The organism is Arcanobacterium ihumii, assembly GCF_900604515.1.
Taxonomy (GTDB): domain Bacteria; phylum Actinomycetota; class Actinomycetes; order Actinomycetales; family Actinomycetaceae; genus Arcanobacterium_A; species Arcanobacterium_A ihumii.
Map to the genome: position 1 here is coordinate 263721 of NZ_UWOS01000001.1, position 23932 is coordinate 287652.

At 49.9% G+C, this 23932-nt stretch carries 18 protein-coding genes and 1 riboswitch; of the genes, 4 read left to right on the forward strand and 14 right to left on the reverse strand.

From position 1 onward, the window contains the following. Positions 1–25: 25 nt before the first annotated feature. The 3 genes from EIH22_RS01180 to glyA form a co-directional block, all read right to left on the reverse strand. Complete coding sequence (locus EIH22_RS01180; RefSeq protein WP_124053999.1) at positions 26–850, reverse strand: exodeoxyribonuclease III; 825 nt, start codon at positions 848–850, stop codon at positions 26–28. 156 nt (positions 851–1006) lie between these two features. Next, positions 1007–1891, reverse strand: coding sequence for a bifunctional methylenetetrahydrofolate dehydrogenase/methenyltetrahydrofolate cyclohydrolase (locus tag EIH22_RS01185; RefSeq protein WP_124054000.1), 885 nt, complete (start codon positions 1889–1891; stop codon positions 1007–1009). Beyond that, positions 1888–3186, reverse strand: a complete 1299-nt coding sequence (gene glyA / locus EIH22_RS01190) for a serine hydroxymethyltransferase (RefSeq protein WP_124054001.1) — start codon at positions 3184–3186, stop codon at positions 1888–1890. The genes EIH22_RS01185 and glyA overlap by 4 nt, the downstream gene beginning before the upstream one ends. 63 nt (positions 3187–3249) lie before the next feature. Continuing rightward, a riboswitch (ZMP/ZTP riboswitch) is annotated at positions 3250–3336 on the reverse strand. Between the two features lie 166 nt (positions 3337–3502). On the opposite strand from glyA, the gene purU reads away from it, so the two are divergent. Beyond that, positions 3503–4351, forward strand: coding sequence for a formyltetrahydrofolate deformylase (gene purU, locus EIH22_RS01195; RefSeq protein ID WP_124054002.1), 849 nt, complete (start codon positions 3503–3505; stop codon positions 4349–4351). 39 nt (positions 4352–4390) lie between these two features. Here the strand turns inward: purU and EIH22_RS01200 are convergent, their stop codons facing one another. Together EIH22_RS01200 and EIH22_RS01205 are read right to left on the reverse strand one after the other, a co-directional pair. Then, a complete protein-coding gene (locus EIH22_RS01200) occupies positions 4391–5050 on the reverse strand; it encodes a response regulator (protein ID WP_124054003.1) in 660 nt (219 codons plus the stop codon). Position 5051: 1 nt separating this feature from the next. Continuing rightward, positions 5052–6323, reverse strand: coding sequence for an ATP-binding protein (locus EIH22_RS01205; RefSeq protein ID WP_160148992.1), 1272 nt, complete (start codon positions 6321–6323; stop codon positions 5052–5054). 137 nt (positions 6324–6460) lie between these two features. On the opposite strand from EIH22_RS01205, the gene EIH22_RS01210 reads away from it, so the two are divergent. Together EIH22_RS01210 and EIH22_RS01215 are read left to right on the forward strand one after the other, a co-directional pair. Beyond that, a complete protein-coding gene (locus EIH22_RS01210) occupies positions 6461–8110 on the forward strand; it encodes a PspC domain-containing protein (protein WP_124054005.1) in 1650 nt (549 codons plus the stop codon). Continuing rightward, the gene (locus tag EIH22_RS01215) at positions 8110–8373 is read left to right on the forward strand and encodes a hypothetical protein (RefSeq protein ID WP_124054006.1); all 264 of its coding nucleotides are present in this window, start codon (positions 8110–8112) and stop codon (positions 8371–8373) included. Before EIH22_RS01210 ends, EIH22_RS01215 begins: the two co-directional genes overlap by 1 nt. 80 nt (positions 8374–8453) lie before the next feature. On the opposite strand, the gene EIH22_RS01220 is transcribed toward EIH22_RS01215, so the two are convergent. Both EIH22_RS01220 and pgi read right to left on the reverse strand, forming a co-directional pair. After that, entirely contained in the window at positions 8454–9452 is a 999-nt protein-coding gene (locus EIH22_RS01220; RefSeq protein ID WP_235001721.1) for a malate dehydrogenase, read from the reverse strand. 129 nt (positions 9453–9581) lie between these two features. Beyond that, the gene (pgi, locus tag EIH22_RS01225; RefSeq protein WP_124054007.1) at positions 9582–11237 is read right to left on the reverse strand and encodes a glucose-6-phosphate isomerase; all 1656 of its coding nucleotides are present in this window, start codon (positions 11235–11237) and stop codon (positions 9582–9584) included. 293 nt (positions 11238–11530) lie between these two features. Between pgi and EIH22_RS01230 the strand changes: the two genes are divergently transcribed. Next, complete coding sequence (locus EIH22_RS01230) at positions 11531–13846, forward strand: 6-phosphofructokinase (RefSeq protein ID WP_200829134.1); 2316 nt, start codon at positions 11531–11533, stop codon at positions 13844–13846. Between the two features lie 24 nt (positions 13847–13870). On the opposite strand, the gene EIH22_RS01235 is transcribed toward EIH22_RS01230, so the two are convergent. The 7 genes from EIH22_RS01235 to EIH22_RS01265 all read right to left on the reverse strand — a co-directional run bounded on the left by EIH22_RS01235 (position 13871) and on the right by EIH22_RS01265 (position 23877). Continuing rightward, positions 13871–15166, reverse strand: coding sequence for a hemolysin family protein (locus tag EIH22_RS01235; protein WP_124054008.1), 1296 nt, complete (start codon positions 15164–15166; stop codon positions 13871–13873). Continuing rightward, on the reverse strand, positions 15163–15447 hold the full coding sequence (locus EIH22_RS01240; protein WP_124054009.1) for a hypothetical protein: 285 nt from the start codon (positions 15445–15447) through the stop codon (positions 15163–15165). Before EIH22_RS01240 ends, EIH22_RS01235 begins: the two co-directional genes overlap by 4 nt. Before the next feature lie 24 nt (positions 15448–15471). Further along, on the reverse strand, positions 15472–17091 hold the full coding sequence (purH, locus tag EIH22_RS01245) for a bifunctional phosphoribosylaminoimidazolecarboxamide formyltransferase/IMP cyclohydrolase (RefSeq protein WP_200829135.1): 1620 nt from the start codon (positions 17089–17091) through the stop codon (positions 15472–15474). 81 nt (positions 17092–17172) lie between these two features. Beyond that, positions 17173–18747 (reverse strand): cell division protein PerM, encoded by a 1575-nt coding sequence (locus tag EIH22_RS01250; protein WP_160148993.1) that lies wholly within the window; start codon positions 18745–18747, stop codon positions 17173–17175. Positions 18748–18984: 237 nt separating this feature from the next. Next, positions 18985–19908, reverse strand: a complete 924-nt coding sequence (sucD, locus tag EIH22_RS01255) for a succinate--CoA ligase subunit alpha (RefSeq protein ID WP_124054012.1) — start codon at positions 19906–19908, stop codon at positions 18985–18987. A gap of 15 nt (positions 19909–19923) precedes the next feature. Beyond that, a complete protein-coding gene (gene sucC / locus EIH22_RS01260; RefSeq protein WP_124054013.1) occupies positions 19924–21096 on the reverse strand; it encodes an ADP-forming succinate--CoA ligase subunit beta in 1173 nt (390 codons plus the stop codon). Between the two features lie 150 nt (positions 21097–21246). Beyond that, entirely contained in the window at positions 21247–23877 is a 2631-nt protein-coding gene (locus EIH22_RS01265; protein WP_200829136.1) for a UvrD-helicase domain-containing protein, read from the reverse strand. Positions 23878–23932: the final 55 nt, after the last annotated feature.

Here is a 23932-nt window from a genome sequence, read left to right on the forward strand (position 1 = left end):
ACACAACCCCTTAAAATCCTTTGTTTTAGCTTTCGTTGTATTCCACGATCAACGGAGCGTGATCGGACCAGCGTTGGTCGTGCCCAAGCGCACGGTCAACTCGTTGCCACTGTGCTCGCTGCGCCAATTCTGGATTGGTCATCTGATAATCAATTCTCCACCCTGCGTCATTATCAAACGCCCTTCCGCGTTGCGACCACCATGTGTATGGACCTTGTTCATCACCAACAAGAGCACGTTGGACATCAACGAAACCAAAATCTGAAAACCAGCGATCCAGGTACGCGATCTCTTGGTCAAGTACACCTGCAGTTTTATTGTGGTTCGGCTTCCAATTTTTAATGTCACGTTCAGTATGGACAATATTGAAGTCGCCTGCCACGAGCACATGTTCAAGGCAGCGCGACTCTTTTAATTCCGCCAAGCGGAGGCTTACACGATCAAGATGCGCGTATTTTGCGTCCATTTTTTCCGGTTTGTCCGCAACACCAGAGTGAAGATACGCGCTAATAAACGTAGTATTCAAGGAAGGTACGTCAATTTCCACCCATCGTCCAGTATCCACTGGAATTTCTGGTTCACCGGTATCGATTCCTGCCACTAAACCTAACTGGACTCGAGATACCTCGATTCCCTTCTTCACAGCAATTGCAACTCCGGCTCGGCCAGCAAGTTCAGAAGCTTGCTGATACACCTCGTAATCAGGACCAACTAATTCTGGAACCAAAGCAATCGGTGCGCGAACTTCTTGGAGAAGTAAAGCATCGGGTTTCACCTCGGCTAACCATTGCGGCATTCCTTTGCGGACTGCGGCTCGCAAGCCATTAACGTTGCAGGTAGCAATGAGCATACTTTCTCCATTATCAAAATCTAGGAACCTAGGGAGATTCTACCGAATGCCTCATAAAGGGGTGGGTGGGTTTCGCCCTCAGCGGTCAAAACCCACCCACCCCAAAGAAGTTGTATTGGGATTACTCCCCACATTTTCTTGGGGCAAGGCTTCGGCCTAGCGCTCTGATTGTAATTCTGCAGCTTCCACAACATTCACAAGCAGCATCGCACGAGTCATTGGACCAACTCCGCCGGGATTCGGTGATAGCCAGCCAGCCACCTCTGCAACTCTTGGGTGAACATCACCCAAGATATGTGATTTCCCAGTTTTGCAATCTATCTTTCGAGTCACACCGACGTCGAAAACGGCCGCACCGGGCTTAACCATCTCAGGTTTGAGCAAATGCGCAACCCCCGTAGCCACCACAACTATATCTGCACGCCGAGTATGTTCAGCCAGATTCTTTGTTCCGATATGGCAACCATCCACCGTTGAATTGATCGAAGAATGAGAAAGCAGAAGCGATAGTGGCTTTCCAACCGTGCTACCTAGCCCAACTGCACACACATTAGCGCCATCCCAACCGATGCCGCCACGCCGACCAAGTTCCACGATTCCGCGTGGCGTGCAGGGAATAGGAGTCGTAAAAGGTCCACTGCTGTTCAATACTAGGTTTCCCAAGTTGAATGGGTGAAGCCCATCCGCATCTTTTGCAGGGTCAATCATCGTCAGGATCTCATTAGTATCGAGACCCGCTGGTAATGGCAACTGAACGATGTACCCTGTGCAGTCTTTAGCGTTATTGAGTTCATCGATTGCAGCTAGGATATCGCTACGCTTAGCAGTTTCTGGAAGATCGATGCGCATCGATCCAATTCCAACATCCGCACAGTCACGATGTTTTCCAGCCACGTAGATCTTTGAGCCAGGATCAGCGCCAACCAAAATTGTACCCAAAGTTGGTCGGCATCCTTTACCTGCCAAAGCCTCTACTCGTTCTTTCAGCTCGCCCTTGATTTGAGCGGCAACCGCTTTTCCATCAAGTTTCACTGCGTTCATGCGAAGTGAGTCTGGTCTAGACCTGGATAGAGTGGGAACTTCTCCGCAAGTGAAGCAACGCGTGCACGAAGAGCTGGGATATCAGCTGATGCACCGTCGCGAAGAGCCGTTGCAATTATGTCGGCCACCTCGGTGAACTCCTCAGAACCAAAACCTCGGGTAGCCAGAGCTGGTGTACCGATGCGAAGACCAGAAGTTACTGCTGGTGGACGTGGATCAAATGGAACAGAGTTTCGATTAACGGTAATTCCAACTGCATCAAGCAGATCCTCTGCCTGCTGACCATCCATATCTGCATCGCGAAGATCAACAAGTACCAAGTGAACATCGGTACCACCGGAAACAACTGCAATCTTCTTTTCCATAACATCAGGTTGCACGAGGCGATCTGCCAAGATCTTTGCTCCTTCAAGGGTGCGCACTTGGCGATCCTTGAATTCATCAGTAGCTGCAACCTTCATGGCAATTGCCTTAGCAGCAACCACGTGCATGAGAGGTCCTCCCTGCTGACCAGGGAACACTGCCGAGTTAAGCTTCTTTCCAAGTGGCTCAAATTCCTTGGCTAGGATCATTCCTGAGCGTGGGCCACCAATCGTCTTGTGGATCGTGGTGGTGACGACGTCGGCGTACTCAACTGGGTTTGGATGAAGACCAGCGGCAACTAGCCCAGCGAAGTGCGCCATATCGACCCAAAGGTAGGCACCGACTTCATCCGCAATACTACGGAATGCGGCGAAATCGAGGTGTCGCGGATAGGCAGACCATCCAGCGATAATCAACTTTGGCTTGTGCTCAAGTGCCTTGGCACGCACGTCTTCCATATCGATTAGGTGGTCTTTTTCAGAAACACCATAAGCAACCACGTTGAAGTTCTTACCTGAAAAGTTAAGCTTCATGCCATGGGTGAGGTGTCCACCGTGTGCAAGCTCAAGGCCCATGAAGGTGTCGCCCGTGTTAAGAAGGGCGTGATAGATCGCCGCATTTGCCTGTGCACCTGAATGTGGCTGAACATTGACGTATCCTGCACCGAAAACCTTTTTGGCACGGTCACGTGCAAGGTTTTCGACGACGTCCACGTGTTCACAACCGCCATAATAGCGGCGCCCTGGGTAGCCCTCTGCGTATTTATTGGTTAAGACGGATCCTTGAGCCTGAAGAACCGCGCGTGGCACAAAGTTTTCCGACGCGATCATTTCCAACGTATTGCGTTGACGCTCTAGCTCTAAATCAAGTACGCGAGCGACATCGGGATCAAGTTCTGCGAGTGATTGATTAAGCAAATCGTTCGATGCCATTCTGGCAGTCCTCCTGCAGTGCTTTAGCTTGGCGATATGCACTAAAATCGAGCACATCGTTCGATCACTTGCCCAGGCGAGCGACTAGCGATCCTCTGTTTGTCCGCTCCCCGGTGGTGACCACCTTAGGCGCCAGTTGCGGATAGAACTATCATATCTCAACTGTGTCAACAGCCAAGTCACGATCCAGAATTCGGAAGAAACTCCACTTTTCCAGTCTTGTATCTGAGACTCGTTGTGTCCTCTATCATGTGCCAGCATCATTCACAGTTTGGGCATTTTTACGTTCTATTTCAAGGTACTCTATGCTGGAAGAATGAATTCAGAAAAACTAGTTCTCACGATGTCATGCCCTGATCAACCTGGGATCGTCTACGCGGTAACAGGATTGCTTGCATCGGTTGGAGGTAACATCCTCGAATCTCAGCAGTTTAATGACGACGCCGAGGCACGGTTTTTCATTAGGATCGAAGCTTTCGTTCCAGGTGGTAAGTCCACAATCGAAGCCGCAATGACGCAGTTAGCTCAGAACTACTCAATGGACTTTTCAATCGCCGAAGTCGAAAAACCACTTCGCACACTCATTATGGTGACGAAAGAAAGCCATTGCCTGTCCGATTTGCTAGCCAAGCACCATGACGGCCGACTTCCGATCAACATCGCCGGTGTTGTTGGAAATCATGAAGACCTTCGCCCAATCGCAGAGTTTTACCAGCAGGATTTTATTCATATCCCGATTACGTCTGATACTAAAGAGAGCGCCGAAGCAGCACTGTTAGAACTCGTTCGCGAGCGCAATGTTGAATTAGTCGTTCTAGCACGCTATATGCAGATTCTTTCCCCGGAACTTTGCCATACTCTGGCTGGAAACATCATCAACATCCATCATTCTTTTCTGCCATCATTTAAGGGTGCCCGTCCTTACGCTCAAGCCCATCGCCGCGGCGTGAAGCTCATTGGTGCCACTGCTCACTACGTGACGATGGATCTTGACGAAGGACCGATCATTGAACAAGATGTTGTGCGCGTTGCTCATAACGACACTCTTCTTGACCTCGTCACTAAAGGAGCAGAAGTGGAGCGCCAGGTTCTCTCCCGCGCTGTTCGCTGGCATGCCGAGCACAGAGTTCTTATGAATGGTAATCGCACGGTTATCTTTAGCTGAACGCTTCATCTCCAAGAGAGACCGATAACCGAGCAAACGCTATTCGATTCCTCGAGCCGCAGCCCAACGCGATAGCTCTCGCCTGTTAGAGAGCTGGAGTTTTCTCAGTACTGCTGAAACGTGTGATTCGACTGTTTTGATCGAAATGTATAGTTCAGTGGCGGCTTCACGATAAGTATAGCCACGCGCAATGAGCCGCATAACTTCTTTTTCCCGAGTGGTGAGCAAATCGAGCTCAGGATCTCGAACCACCGAAGATGCCTGCGGAGATCCAAAAGCATCAAGCACAAATCCAGCTAGCCGCGGTGAAAATGCAGCATCGCCTGCTGCCACTCGTTGCAATGCCTCGATAAGATCCGCCGTGTTGATCGACTTCGTAACATAACCGCGGGCTCCCGCGCGAATAACCGAGACGACGTCGTCTGCCGCATCCGAAACAGAAAGTGCCAAGAAACGTGGGGTGCGTTCTAAACCTAGGGCAACGATACGTTGCACAACCTCTGCGCCTCCTCCTCCGTTGCCACCGGGAAGATGAACGTCCAGTAAGACGACGTCGCACTCAACTTTTCGTATTACATCGACGGCCGAATCCACGTCCGCTGCTTCTCCAACAATACGAATGGCATCATCTGCATTGGTAAGTTGCATTGATACACCAGTGCGGACCAAATCATGATCATCAACAATAATAATTTCCATTTTATCTCCCCTGTTCGCCTTGGACCTTAAGCATTACTTCAGTTCCACCATTCGGTAATGGCGTGCGAATATGTGCTTCCCCACCAATCTTTTCCATTCTTCCCATGATCGAGTCACGAATTCCAGCTCTGTTATCGGGAATTGAAAATAGCTCAAATCCGGTTCCTCGGTCGCGTACCCAAACCGCGGATTCCTCAGAGGAAAACTCCGCGTACACAGATACCGGCATTGCGCCACCGTGTTTGCATGCATTCGTCATCGCTTCTCCCGCAGCCGCAATCAATGCTCGCAAAGAAGCCGTTGGAGAGGCATCACCGGTAATTACTGTATCGATTTCATGCTGATAGCGCCGCTCTAAGTCCTGACTAAGATCACGCAGTTCACTCGCGATTGAAGTCCCGTTTTCGGGACGGTCTTGGTAGAGGTAACGCCTTAGATCCTGCTCCTGGGAACGTGCCAACATACTTACAACTTCTGGCTCATTTGCCCTCGACCGAATAAGCGAAAGCGTTTGTAACACCGAATCATGAAGGTGAGCTGCGATATCTGCTCGTTCAGATTCACGGATCTTTTCCTCATTCGTGTGAATAAGTGTGGTTCGCAGCTGTGCCATTACTGGTGTCACTACAAAACTGATCGTCAGCAGCACGACGATTCCAGTGGTTAAGCCTGAAATCACCGCAGAGAATCCTCCACTTAAATTCACCAAGAAAATTGCACCAACGGTCGAAACCGTTACTCCAACAATCACGGTAGGAAATGAGATTGTTCCATCAGAAATCGGAGAGGCCCAGGCAATCGCACCTCCCCCAACCATCACTAGCACGCACAAAGCAAAGGCGTACCAATCATTGAATATATTAAACCCGCTCAAACCGATAACACTTGCACCCAATAGGAACAGACTTGCAAACACGATCTGAGTAGCCGTTGAGCCACTGAGCCCGGTTCGATCTGTGCTTGTGTTTTCGAGCTTTCGAAATATGCGGCGACTTTTACCAGGAACGTCCATAGCATCGTCGTAACGTGGCATCTGTACTGCAAGAGCAACGTACAAAATAATTCCTACGAAAAACAGCCCTGTAAGAACAAAGAATGCCCGCCATGCTCCGACCGGTCCGCCGAGATGAACAGAAAGCCCCCGGCATACGCCAGCGACTACGGCTGGCCTTCTCCGAGCCAATTGAGGACGACGACGCGCCCGCGGATGCAAAAGCTCCGAGTAGTCTTGAGGAGGAGGCGGTGTAGAACCTGGGTAATATTGACTGCTCACAATCTCGATGTTCCCACGAAATTCCTTCCTTTGGAAAGGTTGCATAGCAAAATCAGGGTTTTGGGGTCAAAAGATCAGGGTTCTTTCAGGGGTGTTCCTGATAGCTGTTTCTCCACCTCAGCAGTCATGATTGAAACATGGACAAATTCTTTAATTCAATTCGCGATTATTCGCTTCGTCGAACGCACGATGGCGTTATTGGCGGCGTTTGTGCCGGCATCGGCCACCGTTGGGGAATCAGCCCCATCCTTTTTAGAATTCTTTTCGTTATTGGTATTTTCTTCGGAGGACTTTCCTTCCTCGTCTATGGTTTGCTTTGGCTTTTCATCCCGAGCTATCCGGAAAACGAAATCTCTGTTGAACAAACACTGCGCGGAGCACCGCAAACAAGCACATTCGTTGCAACTGTATTTACACTCATCGGTTTGCTCGGCCTCTCATCATTGACGGGATTCGTCAAAGCAATCATGGCATCTATGTTCTTTGTAATTTTGCCGTTGGCTTTCCTTGCTTTCCTTGTCTGGATGATCGTGGTAACCCTGTCTAAACGCAAGAACCAAAATCCTCAGAACGTAGATTCGATCTATACTCCGGGCGCATTTACTAACGCTCACGGCGCACAACCAGAGACAGATAGTGGTAGCAATATGGGGGCTGGTATGGCTTATGATGCACAGAACTCACAACAACCATCTTTTTACGAACCAAGTTACTCCTCAACCTCAGCCTCAGCCCATGGGGCACCAAACCCAATATACGGAGCATCGGTTCCCCCGGTTCCCCCAACCACCGCATATCCGCCACCCCATAACGTAACTAAACCGAAAGCACCTGCTGTTTCCACGAACTTTGTTGCTACAACTGTTGTTATTTCTCTGGTTGCAGCAGCTATCACACTTTTGATTGGCCGAGCAACGATGGGAAGCATTGTTGCATCGATCGGTGCAGCCTTCGCCGTTATCGGTGTAGGAATTCTTATTGCAGGGATTCGAGGGCTTCGAGCTACTTGGTTAACTGCACTCACTTGGCTTCTTGCGCCTTTCGCGATAGCCGCCTTGACATTTGGTTTCGTTGTTCCAAGCACGCTACTCAATGATCCAGACTACGATTACGTTGCTTATCGGAATATAGGGGAAAATGGGTCAAGCTCAGCATTCGTCAACGCTGGCACTCTCCGCATTGATAAAAATACCAAGGAACGGGAAATCGAAGTAAATGCGGCTGTTGCTGATCTACAAGTACATGTTTACGATAACGAACCAGTAATTCTTGAAATTAATGGTTATGGAAATGTCGGAATTCATAATTCGAGTGGATGGACGGCCACAAATACCGATGGTTCCGTTGTAAACTCGCGGATGCACACCACGAAGTTCTTCAGCTTTCACAATAACAAAGATGATAACCGCGGTCCACGAGAATTAATGCGCAACAACGGTAATGATTCGCCAGGGGTGTTAAACCAAATGAGCCAACAGAAAGGCGATAAAGAAAGTTACCTACTTGAAGGAACTCTCATCATTACCAGCCCCGAGGCAGTCAAGGATCCAAGCAAAGCCCGCAGAGTTTCCATTAATTATGGCGTGGGCGATATTCAAATCTATTCCCTCGGCTCATCTGACCAGCCGAAGTCCACTCGAGTAGACGATCCAACGCTCATGCTTCCTGGCCAGCCTAATCCACAGATTCCAGCTCCTACCAATCCCGTGGATCCTAACGGTCCGCAACCTAGTGGGTCGGTACAGCCAGGACCCACGTCTCAATCAACTACCGGAGAAGGTAAATAATGAGAACCACAACTACATTTTTAGGAACTCTTACAACCATTATTGGTGCCGTTACGATTGCCCGCGGAGTTGGGTTGAACATTGATGCTCGGATTACTGCAATTATTACGTTGTTTGCCCTAGCAGTAGTAATCACCGGAGGTGTTCTCCTACAAAGAAAACCTTCCGAAGTCACCGTAACTTCAGAGCAACCAGAACCTGTAGATGCCTTGGCTTCCACTGAGGACGTAGCGGGACCATATCCCACTGATAAATCTAGCTAGATCTTCCTTCCAAGCTAGAGCTGTGGGGTGGGACATCACCAGATGTCCCACCCCACAGCTGCGTTTGCGAACGCTACTACCTATTTGATCAAACCAAGCGCACGAACAGCGTCAAGCTCTTCTTGAGCAGCCTTGATGTTGCGGTCAATTCCGATTTGGGTTGCTTCGGAAATTTCTAGCCCCTCAACAACCTTCCATTCGCCGCCTTCTGAGACCGCTGGGAAGCCGAAGATGAGTCCTTCTGGAACACCGTAGTGTGACCCATCAGACCAGATACCCGGAGTAGTCCAGTTGCCATCTTCGGTGCCATTAACCCAGTCGTAAACATGGTCAATAGCAGCAGAAGCAGCAGAAGCAGCAGACGAAGCACCCCGAGCTTCGATGATTGCAGCTCCGCGCTTTGCAACGGTCGGAACAAAGTAATCGTTAAGCCATGCATCATCAACAAGGTCAAGAGCTGGCTTACCATCAACAGTTGCCCAAGAAAGATCTGGGTGCTGATCGGCTGAGTGGTTACCCCATACAGTCATACGCTTAATATCTGCAACGCGTGCACCGGTCTTCTCAGCAAGCTGTGAAATCGCACGATTATGATCGAGGCGCATCATCGCCGTGAAACGTGACTTTGGTACATCTGGTGCCGAGTGAGCTGCGATCACTGCGTTGGTGTTTGCAGGGTTTCCAACAACGAGAACGCGAACGTCGTCTGCAGCATTATCGTTAATTGCCTTACCTTGTGGACCAAAGATTCCACCGTTAGCTGCGAGCAAATCAGCTCGCTCCATTCCCTTAGTACGTGGACGAGCACCAACCAAAAGCGCAACGTTCGTACCAGAAAATGCCTTTGCAGCGTCGTCATAAACATTAACTGATTCGAGCAATGGGAACGCGGAGTCGTTTAGCTCCATTGCGGTTCCCTCAGCAGCTGAAACCGCCTGTGGAATCTCAAGAAGGTTGAGTCGTACAGGTACATCTGCACCGAGCAACGCTCCTGAAGCAATGCGGAAGAGCAATGCGTATCCAATATTTCCAGCAGCGCCGGTAACCGTAACGGTAACTGGCTTCTTCAGTTCTGCCATAAATGTCAACTCCTATGTTGTTCGGATTGTGTGGTGACCCACGAAACACTCTTACCCTACTCTTTATGTACCTGATTAACCTGTGACTAAAGTGCTTTCAGCTCAGCGATTAAAAAGGCATCGAGAAGGTTAAAAACGAGTATCTCGGTAGAATTCGATGAGTGCTCGAGTTGAAAGGTCTTGCTTAGCAAGTTCCTCTTCATCGCCGGCTACTGCCTTGGTCAGTTGGTTTGCCATCTGTTTGCCGAGCTCAACACCCCATTGGTCAAAGGAATCAATTCCCCATACGATTCCTTGGACGAAAGTGATGTGCTCATAGAGCGCGATTAGCTGCCCCAAAACACTCGGGGTAAGCGCCGGAGCCATGATCGAGGTCGTCGGCTTATTTCCAGGGAACACTCGTGCGGAAACAATCTCCTCACGGGCGCCTTCAGCTCGAACCTCGTCTTCAGTTTTTCCAAAGGCTAATGCCTTCGTCTGCCCAAAGAAATTTCCGAGGAACAGTTCGTGTTGATCAGCCTCACCATCTTTCAGCGCGTAGGTCGGATTCGAGAAAGCAATAAAGTCAGCCGGAATGAGTTGCGTTCCTTGATGAATCAACTGGTAGAAGGCGTGCTGACCATTCGTGCCAGGTTCGCCCCAGAAGACCTCACCCGTCGAAGAAGTCACTGGTGTGCCATCCCAGCGCACGCGTTTTCCATTTGACTCCATCGTGAGTTGCTGAAGGTAAGCAGGGAAACGGTGAAGATACTGCGAGTATGGTAGCACTACGTGGGTGGCAGCGCCTCGGAAATTGCAATAGAAAACGTTGAGCAGCCCCATTAGAAGAGGAACATTCTGGCTTGGTTCTGCATGGCGGAAATGCTCGTCCATCGTGTTGAAACCACCAAGGAAATCGGCGAATCCCTGTGGCCCAATTGCGACGGCGAGCGAGGTGCCTACCGCGGACCCAACGGAGTAGCGTCCACCTACCCAGTCCCAGAAGCCAAAAGAGTTAGCGGGATCGATACCGAATTCAGCAACTTTTTTGAGGTTGGTGGACACTGCTACAAAGTGCTTTGCAACAGCACCATCAGCGTCGATACCGCGTGCCTCGAATTCCTCGAGCAACCAAGCTCGCGCCTGACGTGCGTTGGTGAGAGTTTCAAGGGTTGTAAAGGTCTTGGAAGCCACAATGAAAAGAACCGTTTCAGGATCAATTCCGCGTAGCTTCTCCCCCAAATCCGTTGGATCGATATTGGAAATAAAACGGCATTCAAGGTTCTCTGCAACGTATGGTTTGAGAGCTTCATAAGCCATAACCGGGCCTAGGTCAGATCCACCAATTCCGATGTTGACTATGGTCTGAATTGGTCTTCCAGTTATGCCACACCATTCACCAGACCGAACTCGCTCAGCAAATTCGAAAATTTTTGCTAGAACTTCGTGGACCCCTGAAACAACGTCTTCCCCATCTACCAAAACCGAATTTCCTTCAGGCTGACGCAAGGCGGTGTGAAGAACTGCTCGACCTTCGGTGACGTTGATTTTCTCGCCACTAAACATGGCATCTCGACGCTCAACAACGTTCACCTCACGAGCAAGGTTCAACAATGCAGCCTTGATTTCATCAGTCATAAAGGACTTTGAAAGGTCAACGAAAAGGTCACCTGCGGCATAGGAATGCTTCTCCACTCGTTGAGGATCATCGTCAAACCAGCTACGGAAATCTACTTGGAGATTGTCGTTAAGTTTTTTTAGTTCGTTCCATGCTGATGTTTGGGTGGCGTCGACGGGTTTGACCATATTCTTCTCCTCATTGCTCCAAAGGCGGCAATCATTCGTTCTAAAACGATGGCTATTGAACGACGAGTTGCACTCACAAGCATGTTACCCATCACTTCTCAACAAGTACCATTCCAACGTCCCATCCTCTCTCTTCCTTTGTTCACTTCCAACGAATCAGTAGCTATACGGTGGTGATCGCTCGCGATCATTTCAGATAATTTGATCTGAATCACGTATCATGATGACGGGGCGAGGACGCCGCCAACGTTTCTTCCATCGTTTATAAAATGGCAATGCTAAGGAGCATCCAGATGAGCATGTCTGATCATGTGACAACCCCTGACGACGACCACAAAGTTGAGGCACCTGTACCTTCCAAGAAAATTCGGCTGGGTGTCCTCACATCGGGTGGTGACGCTCAAGGAATGAATGCCGTGGTTCGCGCCGTCGTACGCACTGCCTTGCACGAAGGTGCCACTCCTTTTGCAATTCGAGAAGGCTGGAAAGGTGCTGTTTTTGGGGGCTCACTCATTCAAGAAATGACGTGGAGCGACGTATCAGGAATTTTGGCTGCAGGTGGAACGCACATCGGCACAGCGAGATGTGCAGAATTCCGCGAGCGCTCTGGAATCAAGCAAGCCGTCTTTAACCTTGTTCAACACGGCATTGATCGCCTAGTAATCATCGGAGGAGATGGCACTCTATCTGGTGCCGATGAGCTTCGCGAACTTTGGCCCGAACTCTTGAAGGAACTCACCGACGAAGGAGCCATTTCCTCTGAAGTCGCTGATCGCCACCAAAAACTTCATATCGCCGGTGTTGTTGGATCAATCGACAATGACTTGGTGGGAACCGATATGACAATCGGAGCTGACTCAGCTCTGCACCGCATTATTGAAGCCCTCGACGCACTTTCTTCTACCGCGGCCTCTCACCAACGCACCTTTGTTATTGAGGTTATGGGCAGGCGCTGCGGCTATCTAGCACTTATGAGCGCTATCGCCGGTGGCTGTGACTACGTATTTATTCCCGAACTTCCGCCTGAAGATGGCTGGGAAGATGCCATGTGCGAAAAGCTCCGCACCGGTCGTGCCCACGGCCGTCGTGATTCGATGGTCATCGTCGCCGAAGGTGCCACCGATCGCTCAGGTAATCCGATCACAGCCACAATGGTTAAAGACGTTTTGGAGCAAAAACTAGGTGAAGATGCTCGCGTTACGGCCCTCGGTCACGTTCAACGCGGTGGAACACCATCGGCCTACGACCGCTGGATGCCTACGCTCTTGGGTTACACCGCAGCTCATGAAGTTATCACCGCTGGAGCGAAAAACGAGCCAGTTATTATTGGCACTCGGCGTAATCGTTTAGTTCGTCTACCGATGATGGAAGCAATCAAAAACACTCGTGCAGTTAAGAACTACCTCTCACAGGGAAATTGGGATGCCGCAATCGAGGCTCGTGGCAAGGGCTACCGTGAGATGATCGAAATTTTCGAAACGATCTCTTCCCCTGATCCATCGCCACATCGTCCTTGGCCAACATCGCCTCGAGTAGCTATTATCCACGCCGGAGGTCTCGCACCTGGAATGAACGCAGCCGCTAGAGCAGCTGTGAAACTTGGACTCGATCGCGGCTTTACAATGCTTGGAGTTGAGGGTGGCTTCCCAGGCTTACTTGAGAGCAAGGTTCGAGAGCTTAATTGGGGCGATGTAGAAGGATGGGTTGAAGACGGCGGTGCAGAGCTTGGTACGCGCCGCACGGTCGCAACCGTGGACCAGTTCTACCAATTGTCTCGGGGTATCGAAAACGCAGGTATCGATGCACTCGTTGTAATCGGCGGATTCAAGGGATATAAGGCCGTTTACGACATGGTTAGCGAACGTGATCGCTACCCTGCTTTCCGCATCCCGATTATCTGCGTCCCTGCCAGTATTGACAATAACCTTCCTGGTTCAGAGCTCGCTATTGGGGCAGACACCGCGTTGAATAACAACGCTCAGGTTTTAGATCGAATCAAGCAATCGGCGTCGGCATCTCAGCGTTGCTTCGTTGCCGAAACGATGGGACGACGTTGTGGTTACCTAGCATTGATGAGTGCAATTACCACCGGCGCGGAGCAAGTTTACCTATCCGAAACCGGAATTACGTTACCTCAACTTGCACAAGATACCAAACGTATGATCAATGCCTTTAAGGGCGGTCGCAATCTGTATCTGGTAGTGAGGAATGAAGATGCATCCGAGTACTATACAACGGATTTCATTTCACGCATTTTCGAAGAAGAAGGTGGCGGCCTTTTCGACGTACGCTCTTCGATTCTCGGGCATATGCAACAGGGTGGAAACCCGACACCGTTTGATCGTACCTTGGCTGTACGCATGATGAAAACGGCGATGGATTCGCTTAATGAACAGCTAACCCATGGGAAAGATGGTGCAATGCATGTGGGCCAGCACGACGGTTTGATCCAAGCATTCCCGGTTTCACATATGACCGATTTGATTGATATGGAGTCGCGCCTACCCTACGATCCCTGGTGGCAGAATCTCAAGGATATCCTCTATGTGATGGCTGATCCGACTTTTGACAAAGAACTCGAGCATTTGTCTTTGGTGATCGATAAATAAAATCGGTGCTACGAAGGCGATACCTCAGTCCTCGGTCTTCGGCGCTGTATCTTCTTTGACGATCTCTGCATAGACGCGGTCGATCCTGCGCTGATCCATTTCACGAACAGTAAAGCGTACACCGTCTAGATCCACCTGATCGCCGACTTCAGGCATTCTGCCTAGTTCGTTGACGATAAATCCGCCAAGGGTATCAAAGGGCCCTTCCGGTAGCTCAAGGTTAATGTACTTATTAACCTCTGCACGTCCGAGCAAGCCCGATACTTCACCACCCGCAGTAATCTCTACCATTGCTGGGGCTGCAGTATCGTATTCGTCTTGGATCTCACCCACGAATTCTTCGACCACGTCTTCGATCGTAACAAGACCATCCGTGCCGCCATATTCATCAACGATAATTGCAAGGTGTGCATTTTGATTGCGCATCTCCGTAAGTGCAGCAAGTACAGGTTTTCCCTCTGGGAAGAAAATAACTGGGCGCACGATGTCTCGTACAGTGCGGATCTTTGCATCCGGTGCAATAAGGTCTCGGATGTGAATAAAACCGATTACTTCATCGTCATTAGAATTATCGCGAACTGGGTAGCGCGAATGTTCGAGTTCGTTAACTATTTCCTGGACTTCCGAAATCGAAGCACCGGCATCGAGGAAATCGACTTCGGTTCGTGGCGTCATCACTTCTTCAACGGACCGGGTTCCAACCGAAAGCAAGTCCACCACCATTGAGCGCTCAGTTTCCGGGATCGCTTCGTAGCCCGCAACATAGGTGCGCAGCTCGTCTGCATCCATTTCCTCGCGTTTCTCGTTCGGATCTCGACCAAAGAGGCGTAGCACCACATTCGTTGAGAGTCCCAAGAACCAAATTACTGGACGCAAAAGCGCGGTGATGATACTCAGTGGATAGGCAACTACCAAAGAAAATGCCTCTGCGCTTTGCATGGCGAGGCGCTTTGGCACCAGCTCTCCGAACACAATCGACAGATATGAAATAAAGATCGTGGTGACCACAAACGCCGTCGTTGAAGCGGCTCCCGTGCTCATATAGTTTTCGAGCCACGGCACAATCTGTGGTGCGATCTCGGCGGCTCCAAATGATGCAGAGAAGAAACCAGCTAATGTAACACCGACTTGAACCGCCGAAAGGAAGCGATTCGAATCGGCAGTTAGATCTTGGATCTTTTTACCCGCCCGCGAGCGCAGTGCAATCGATTCAATCTGGGTGTCGCGAAGTGAAACCAAGGCCATTTCCGAGGCTGCGAAAAACGCCCCCACCAGTGTAAAGACTAGGACGAAAAGAATATTCGTTAGAAGCGGATTCACATTACCCCCGTATTATTTAAGATGTTGGGAGTATCTCCCCACATCCCAAAGTAGGCCACAGCTGCAGCTAGCACGCACAGCGTTAAGACATCGATGAAAGTCGAGCGAATGCAAGGAACTAGATGGTTGAATTTACTCACCCGCACTCCTGCAAACACAAAGAGTGCTCCAGCCAGCACAAATGCAGCTGTTTGAACACCAACGATGATACCGACGACTAACACAAGTGCAAGCACACCGAGCATCACAACATAATAACCAACCGGGGGTAAGCCTTTCACACTTCTACTTTATATGTTTCGCCCTCAGTGCGCGAAGTGCCTAGCGCCGGTAAGGTACATCGTCACACCGGCCTCTTGCGCTGCTTTGATAACTTCCTCATCACGAATCGATCCACCTGGTTGCACGACGGCCCGCACCCCCGCGTCCGCTAGCACTTGAAATCCATCCACGAATGGAAAGAACGCATCTGAGGCTGCAACCGCACCGCGAGCACGCTCGGGGAGCACCGTCGGCGACCCTATAGCACTCTGGGCACCACCTGCGGTATCGACGTCGCTCTCAACAGCTATCCCTAAAGTATTTGCACGCTCAACCGAAAGTCGGCAGGAATCAACCCGGTTAACCTGCCCCATACCTATTCCTACCGTAGCGCCGTCATTGGCGAGCAAAATGGCGTTAGACCGTACGGAACGGATTGCACGCCATGCGAATTCAAGATCGCGGAGAGTAGCTTCATCTGCCGGAGCACCTGCAACAAGCTGCCAGTTCTTAGCCGCATCTCCAGGAGCATTGATACAATCACGCTCTTGGACCAATAAACCACCAGAAATTTCCTTATGGTCAAAGGTGGGTGCTTCGGGTTGTACCTTCAAAATACGAAGGTTTTTCTTCGTCTGAAGCATCTGCAGAGCAGCGTCTTCAAAGCTAGGAGCAGCAATGACTTCGGTAAAAATTGGCTTAACTTGCTGTGCCATCTCCAAGGTTACTTCGCGATTTGCAGCAATCACTCCCCCGTATGCAGACTGTGGATCACAGGCGTGGGCGCGCTGATGAGCTTGCGCGATCGAATCTGCGATCGCTACACCACACGGATTGGCATGCTTAACTACAGCAACCGCCGGTTCACTATGGTCATATGCTGCCCTAATAGCTGCATCAACGTCTTGGTAATTGTTATAGGACATCTCTTTGCCACCGAGTTGAACCGCGTGAGCAAGTCCAGTTGTTGATCCGGTACGAGTATATAGAACAGCCTTCTGATGAGGGTTTTCGCCGTAACGCAGATCGGCTTTCTTGATCCAAGCACCGCCGACGTATTCCGGCGATTCGTTTCCAAGGAGCTGCTTGGATGTCCACTGGGCAACAGCTGCATCGTACTGAGCTGTGTGAGCAAAGGCTGCAGATGCAAGACGACGACGATCAGCATCGTCAAAACCGCCATTTTGAACTGCATGAACGACGTTTGCATACATGGTCGGATCGACGACGACGGCAACCGATCTATGATTCTTGGCTGCTGCGCGAATCATAGTTGGACCACCGATGTCGATTTGCTCGATACACTCGGCAATCGTAGATCCCGCAGCCACTGTTTCTTGAAACGGGTAGAGATTAACAACAACCAAGTCAATTGGGCTGATTCCCAGCTCAAGCATCTGAGAACGATGCGATTCAAGCTCACGGTTTGCAAGAATTCCACCGTGAATCATCGGATGAAGCGTCTTTACTCGACCATCGAAGCACTCCGGGAATTTAGTAATATCTGGCACTGCGGTGACTGGGAGTCCGGCGTCTGCAATCACTGCAGCCGTGGAACCGGTAGAAATAATCTCACATCCCGAATCAACCAACGCTTTTGCTAAATCAATAATTCCGTCCTTGTAGTAGACCGAAAGAATTGCGCGTTTAAACGGGATCTTCATAAAATTTCTCCTCAAATTTGGTCGAGCACAAATGGCCGGTTGCCTCGGCATTGCCTACTCTCCCAGTCTATGAAGTTTACGTTAGCTCTCGCTGGACGTCTCAGGTTCCATACCAGCATCCGTACTTTTTTCTTTCAAATTATGAGACGTTTCTGCGGATGTTTCTTGTGATGCTGTTGCCGTGTCATCCAACAACGGTGTTTCATTTTTATTGCCCATGTCTCCCACCAACTCATGTCTCGGCTGAAAACCACGATCCGATAGGCCACCATCGCCAGAAGCGGATGGCGCAACAGTTTCAGATGCACCAACGGACCCTTCTCGCTGTTCATCTTGCGAAACTGAAGCGACGTCGTCGGCAGGATTAACGACGTCCTTAGGTGCTTCTTTTTCCTTACTATTCTTAGCGAAAATCTTCTTTGATATACCGCGCTCTCCCAGCCGCTTCACCGACTGCTGCGAGGAGCTGGAAAATGAACGAATAGTGATGATTGTTTCTGGATGGGCAAGAAGCGCTGATGCCAAGAACGGAAGCACAGCCACAAGGAGCGCATAACCTAGAACCAATGCGGGTTCAGATCCGAATTGAGCCATTCTGCCTGGACCGATACTTCCAGACCCAAAGAGTGCGGTCAGAGCACAGATCACTACAAAAACCAAGCTCGCGATAACCGAATTGCGAAGAACGTCGAGTTGATCCTCATGAGGTTGAGGTTCAGAACTATCTGAGTGACGATCGGCAGTGACACCCTTTTTCGTGAGTTTAGCAAGGGACAAATGCCTAGTGTTCAGTACACCGAGCACTGCATAGAAAAGAATCGGAAGAATGATGAGCCAGCCAGTTCCAGCACCATAGCTTGGCAGCGCACCGAACACTGGAATAGCCGGCAGCGGAGCAACCGTATTCCCCATGATTGAAAATGAAGTACCCACACCTGCAGAAAAACCTGCTCCAAGCAGCCAAGCAGTGGTCCAGAAAAGATAAGTTGGCAGGTAAATGAGCTGTATAAGTACTAGACCGGAGATCCCAATAGCAGTTTGGAAATAGGAAGCGTTAATTTCAGCGATTTTCCCGAAACCCACTATGAAAGCAGTAACGAAGGTAAGCGTCGTAATGACTCCGGTGCCGATGAGCAGGGTACGAATTCGTGGCCATGCCTGTTCTACATAAGTCCACCACGGTAGCGGAACAAGGAGATTTTCTCTACCGGCAATGATCGAAACCAATGCAAAGAGCAGGGATGCACCGATAATCGCAATCCACCACGGCCCTGATGCAACGGATACTAATCCGATAATACTAACTGTGATAGCCGTAAAAAGAATGGTTAAACCAACGTCAATCCAGTCCAATACGCGGCATTTGCGCAAAGCAATGTAGGCTGAGAACAAGATGATCCCAGTAAAGAGCGTTGGCATTAAAGACAGCATTCCATCCCCGACGGCGATATGCGCACCGAACGAAATTAACCACCATTGAGTGCCAAACCGCGCTGCGTCACTCCAAGCAATTTCCCCAAGGAGCGGCGAAGAAGCCGTTATTGCATAGAAAAATATCGTGCAGAGAACTGCGCCCAGCCACGTGAAAACTAGTGACTGGTTTACCGCACGAAAAATCGGAAATATGGAATTGAGATCAATGGTCTTTTCTTGCATCACTCTAATAATTTCGCACGGTTGCGCGTTTCCTAAGAAGGAACAATGGTGTGTTGCTCTCAGGTTAAGAAATACTACGTTTAAAGAGAAGCAGGGTGGGGTACTTCAACTTTGCTGTTGAAGTACCCCACCCTAAGCTAATTTCAGACCAAAGTAGCTTTTCATGTGTGAAAGAAACAATTACTTCTTAGAAAATGTTCCCCTGACGAAGCCTCTATGCGCATTGATCGTTAAACTTTAGCGATTCTTAAGAATCTCACGCGCTAAGTTCGCTGTTTCAGTTGGAGTCTTTCCAACCCTAACACCAACCGCTTCCAAAGCATCCTTCTTCGCTGCTGCAGTGCCTGACGAACCTGAGACGATTGCGCCCGCATGACCCATCGTCTTTCCTTCAGGTGCGGTAAATCCAGCTACGTAGCCAACCACTGGCTTCGTAACATTATCCTTAATGAAGGATGCCGCACGTTCCTCAGCGTCACCACCAATTTCACCGATCATTACGATGAGCTCGGTATCTGGATCTGCTTCGAATGCCTTAAGTGCATCAATATGAGTAGTTCCAATAACTGGATCTCCACCGATTCCGATGCATGTAGTGAAGCCAATATCTGACAGTTCGTACATCATCTGGTAGGTCAAAGTACCAGACTTGGAAACCAATCCGATCTTTCCCGGGCCCGTGATATCAGGAGGCGTGATTCCAACATTAGACTGAGCAGGTGAAATAATTCCCGGACAATTTGGTCCGATGAGCTGCACCCCGTGGTTATTTGCATAGGTGAAGAATTCTGCCGCGTCCTTAACAGGGATACCTTCGGTGATTACTACTACGAGTCGCATACCTGCATCAACAGCTTCATATACTGCAGCTTTTGCAAATGCCGGCGGAACGAAGATTACCGATACTTCTGCTCCCGTTGCCTCTTTAGCCTCAGCAACTGTTCCGTAAACCGGAATAGACACTACCCCAGCACTACGATTTTCTTTGCCGTATCCGATTGGCTCTACGTCAAACTCAACCGCGGTGCCTGCCTTATGCGGATTGGTTCCTGCCACAATCTTTGTTCCTGCGCCAAGCATACGGCGTGTGTGCTTGGATCCTTCGGATCCCGTCATACCTTGGACGATTACTTTGTCGTTTTCAAATAAGAAAATTGCCATTGTTTTCTACAACCCCTACTTTGCAGCTAGTTCGGCAGCCTTAGCAGCGGCGCCGTCCATCGTCTCAACCACAGTCACAAGTGGGTGGTTTGCCTGTGCCAAGATTTCTCGACCACGTTCAACATTGTTTCCATCAAGGCGAACAACAATTGGTTTCTTTGCTTCATCACCCAAAATTTCCAAGGCTTTAACGATGCCGTTTGCAACTTCGTCACAAGCGGTGATACCACCGAAAACATTGACGAAAACCGAGCGAACGTCGTCGTCGTTTAAAATAACATCTAGACCGTTAGACATCACGGTGGCATTTGCGCCGCCTCCGATATCGAGGAAGTTTGCTGGTCCTACTCCGTATTGTTCACCGGCGTAAGCAACGACATCGAGCGTGGACATCACCAAACCAGCGCCATTTCCGATGATTCCGACCTGGCCTCCGTCGAGCTTAACGTAATTCAGACCCAGCGCCTTTGCCTTCGCTTCCAAAGGATTCTCGGTCGCTTTGTCCACCAGCGCGCAGTGTCCTTCTTGGCGGAAACGAGCGTTGTCGTCCACGGTGACCTTGCCATCAAGCGCAATAATCTCGCCGGATCCAGTTTGAACGAGCGGATTAACTTCGACTAATGTTGCGTCTTCACCCGTGTAGACATCCCATAGCTTCTGAATAACAGGGACTATCTTTGCTCCAAGTTCACCGCCGAAACCCGCTTCGGCAACAATTTCTTCCGCCTTAGCTTGGTCAATCCCGATCTGTGGATCAACTGGCACCTTGGCAAGTGCTTCAGGGCGTTCTACGGCTAGTTTCTCAATCTCCATTCCGCCTTCCTTTGAGCACATCGCAAGGTAGCGGCGTTCGGACCGATCTAAGAGCACCGAGAAGTAATACTCTTCGGTAATATCAGCGCCAGCGGCAATAAGAACCTTGCCAACAGTATGACCCTTGATATCCATGCCGAGAATTTCATTGGCTTTTTCGCGAGCTTCGTCTACTGAGCACGCAAGCTTTACGCCTCCAGCTTTTCCTCGTCCACCGGTCTTTACCTGAGCTTTAACGACCACAAGTTCGCCGTTACGAAGAAGCTCTTCTGCCGCTTGCGCAGCCTCATCCGGCGTGGAGGCAACGATTCCATCCAAAACCGGAACATCATATTTCGCGAAAAGTTCGCGAGCTTGGTACTCGTACAGATCCACGGATAATCCTTCCGATTGACAACGTGTCTCAACGATGAGACTCACCTCTGAGTTTAACCGTTCAACACTTAAAGCTTAGGACTTTTCGCCTAGAGAGTGAGAGTTTTCCCAAATTTTGCAACAACGCCTTTCGAAATTCGAGTCTATTCCCTATTCTTTTTCAAGCGGAGCAAACCTCAACATCAGGCGTTTTGTTGCTCCGTTCTTAAATTTCACCTTCGCGACGGTGGATTTCCCTTGACCTTCAAATTCCAAAATCACACCGCGACCGAATGACTTATGACGGACTTTGTCCCCAACACCAAGTCCGCCGGTATCCACGACGCCAGATACCTCGGTTGAGGGGGCAGCGTCTTTTTCTACACCTGCATCGAGAGATCCTGACCCGCGAGCACTTTGCGCGTTTTTCCCGTCGTCTTCACCGAGTTTTCCTGGAACAAACTTTCCGCCACCCAGCGGAGGTGCGAAATCGTCATCGTCAAACATCGAATAATTCGATGCTTTGGGATGGGAGGGGCTTCCCCAGCTTGAGTTCGACGACGAACCAGAACCGTTTCCCCATGGCACCCCATAGCGCGAACCTCGAAGCGAATCCATTGCAGAAGCTTCTCGCTTCCATTCAATTACGGCTGGCGGAATCTCTTCTAAGAATCGTGATGGTGGAAGTTCTTGGGGCGCTCCCCACTGTGATCTAGTAGCAGCACGCGAAATATAGAGACGTTGGCGGGCTCTAGTTAGCGCAACATATGCTAGACGCCGTTCTTCCGCGAGCTCGAAAGATGAACCGAGGGAACGTACATGTGGGAATGTACCATCTTCAAAACCGGTAACAAACACAACTGGGAACTCCAACCCTTTTGCGGTATGGATCGTCATCAATACAACTTCCCCATCGGATTCACCAGATTCATCAGGAATTTGATCGGAATCTGCAACCAACGAAATTTGATCAAGGAAATCGGCCAAGGTTCCCTCGGGGTTGAGAACGCGGAAATCCGAAGCAACTGAGTGAAGTTCAGCTAGGTTTTCCAGTCGAACTTCATCTTGAGGATCAGCCGAACTTTGCAAAACCTCTAGGTAACCCGAACCATCCATTACAGCATCAAGGATATCTGCTGGAGCTTCTCCCGCCTCCGCCTTGACTCGAAGCTCTTCAAGCATTTGCACAAACGCCCGCATGGAGTTACATGCTCGCGGGGTAAGTCCGCTCACCTCACCGTGAGAGTCGATTGGATGCGCAACTTCCGCAAGCGCTCCACCGAAAGAAATCCTCCACCGATTAGCATGGAAGGCAACCATATCCTGAGCTTTTACACCAATACCTCGCTTTGGTTCATTGATGATCCTTCGCAAGGAAACAGTATCGTCTGGATTCACGATAGCTTGGAGATAAGCTACAGCATCCTTAATTTCTTTGCGATCATAGAATTTCGTTCCGCCAACTACACGATAAGGAATACCCGAGCGAACCAAAAAGTCTTCAATTGAGCGTGACTGTGCATTGGCACGGTAAAACACCGCCATATCCGAGTACTTAAAGCCTTCGTCATGCAAACGATCAATTTCTTCAACCACGAAACCGGCTTCGTCCGATTCTGCGTCCGCCACATAGCCAACTAACTTGTTACCATCGCCAGTTTCCGTCCACAGGTTCTTGGCGCGCCTGCCCTTGTTATGTGAGATCACCGCGTTAGCGGCACTAAGAATATTCTGAGTGGAGCGGTAATTCTGCTCAAGCAAAATCGTCGTTGCATTCGGAAAATCTTCTTCGAAGCTCTCAATATTGCGAATCGTGGCCCCACGGAAAGCATAAATCGACTGATCAGCGTCTCCAACCACAGTTAATTCGCCATGAACAGATTGTTCTTCATCGCCAACCAATTCCCTTACCAGCTGGTATTGCGCTGTGTTGGTGTCTTGATATTCATCAATCAAGATCTGACGGAAACGCCTACGGTAGTGCTCAGCAATCAGCGGATTATCACGCAATAAAACAACCGTCTGCATAATCAAATCATCGAAATCCATCGCGTTAGCAGCACGAAGACGCTGCTGGTACGCCATATATGCCTGAGCCAAAACTAGATCATCTCGATCACTCGCTTGCGTTGCGAACTGCTCAGGGGCAATCATTTCATTTTTCAGGTCCGACACCTTACGAATCAAGGTTTTCGGCGCAAACTGCTTAATATCGATCTTTTCTTCGGTGCACACCATCTTCATCAGCCGCAAGGAATCGGCGGCGTCATAAATAGTGAAAGTAGAACGCATCCCAATCGCCTGATGCTCCGCACGTAAGATCCTCACGCAGGCAGAATGAAAAGTTGAAATCCACATCCGGTTAGCACTTGGCCCCAACATAGATTCAAGCCGCTCGCGCATCTCCTTAGCGGCCTTATTGGTGAACGTAATAGCTAAGATTTCCCCAGCTGATGCCTTCCCCGTGGCTATCAAGTAGGAAATCCTGGTAGTCAAAACACGAGTCTTGCCCGATCCTGCACCCGCGATAACCAGCAGATGCCCACCGGTATGAACCACAGCCTCACGTTGACGCGAATTAAGCCCCGCCAGCATTCGCGCAATATTTTCTTGTTGGGCAGAGGACTGGCCTACTTCCGATCCTACCTGTGGAAATACCGACGATGCCATATCCCGATCTATGCTTTCACCCATGCTTTTCGAGGAGTGAGGATCGTCCGAAGACTGGGCAGCAGCTACTCTTGCGCGCAGACGTTCCATCGCGGCAGAAAATGCATCTTGAGAGTTGTGTGAATCGTTCATAACACCTATAGATTACGCTACCGCTCCTGTCATTTTTACCTGCAAGGCGCGTCCC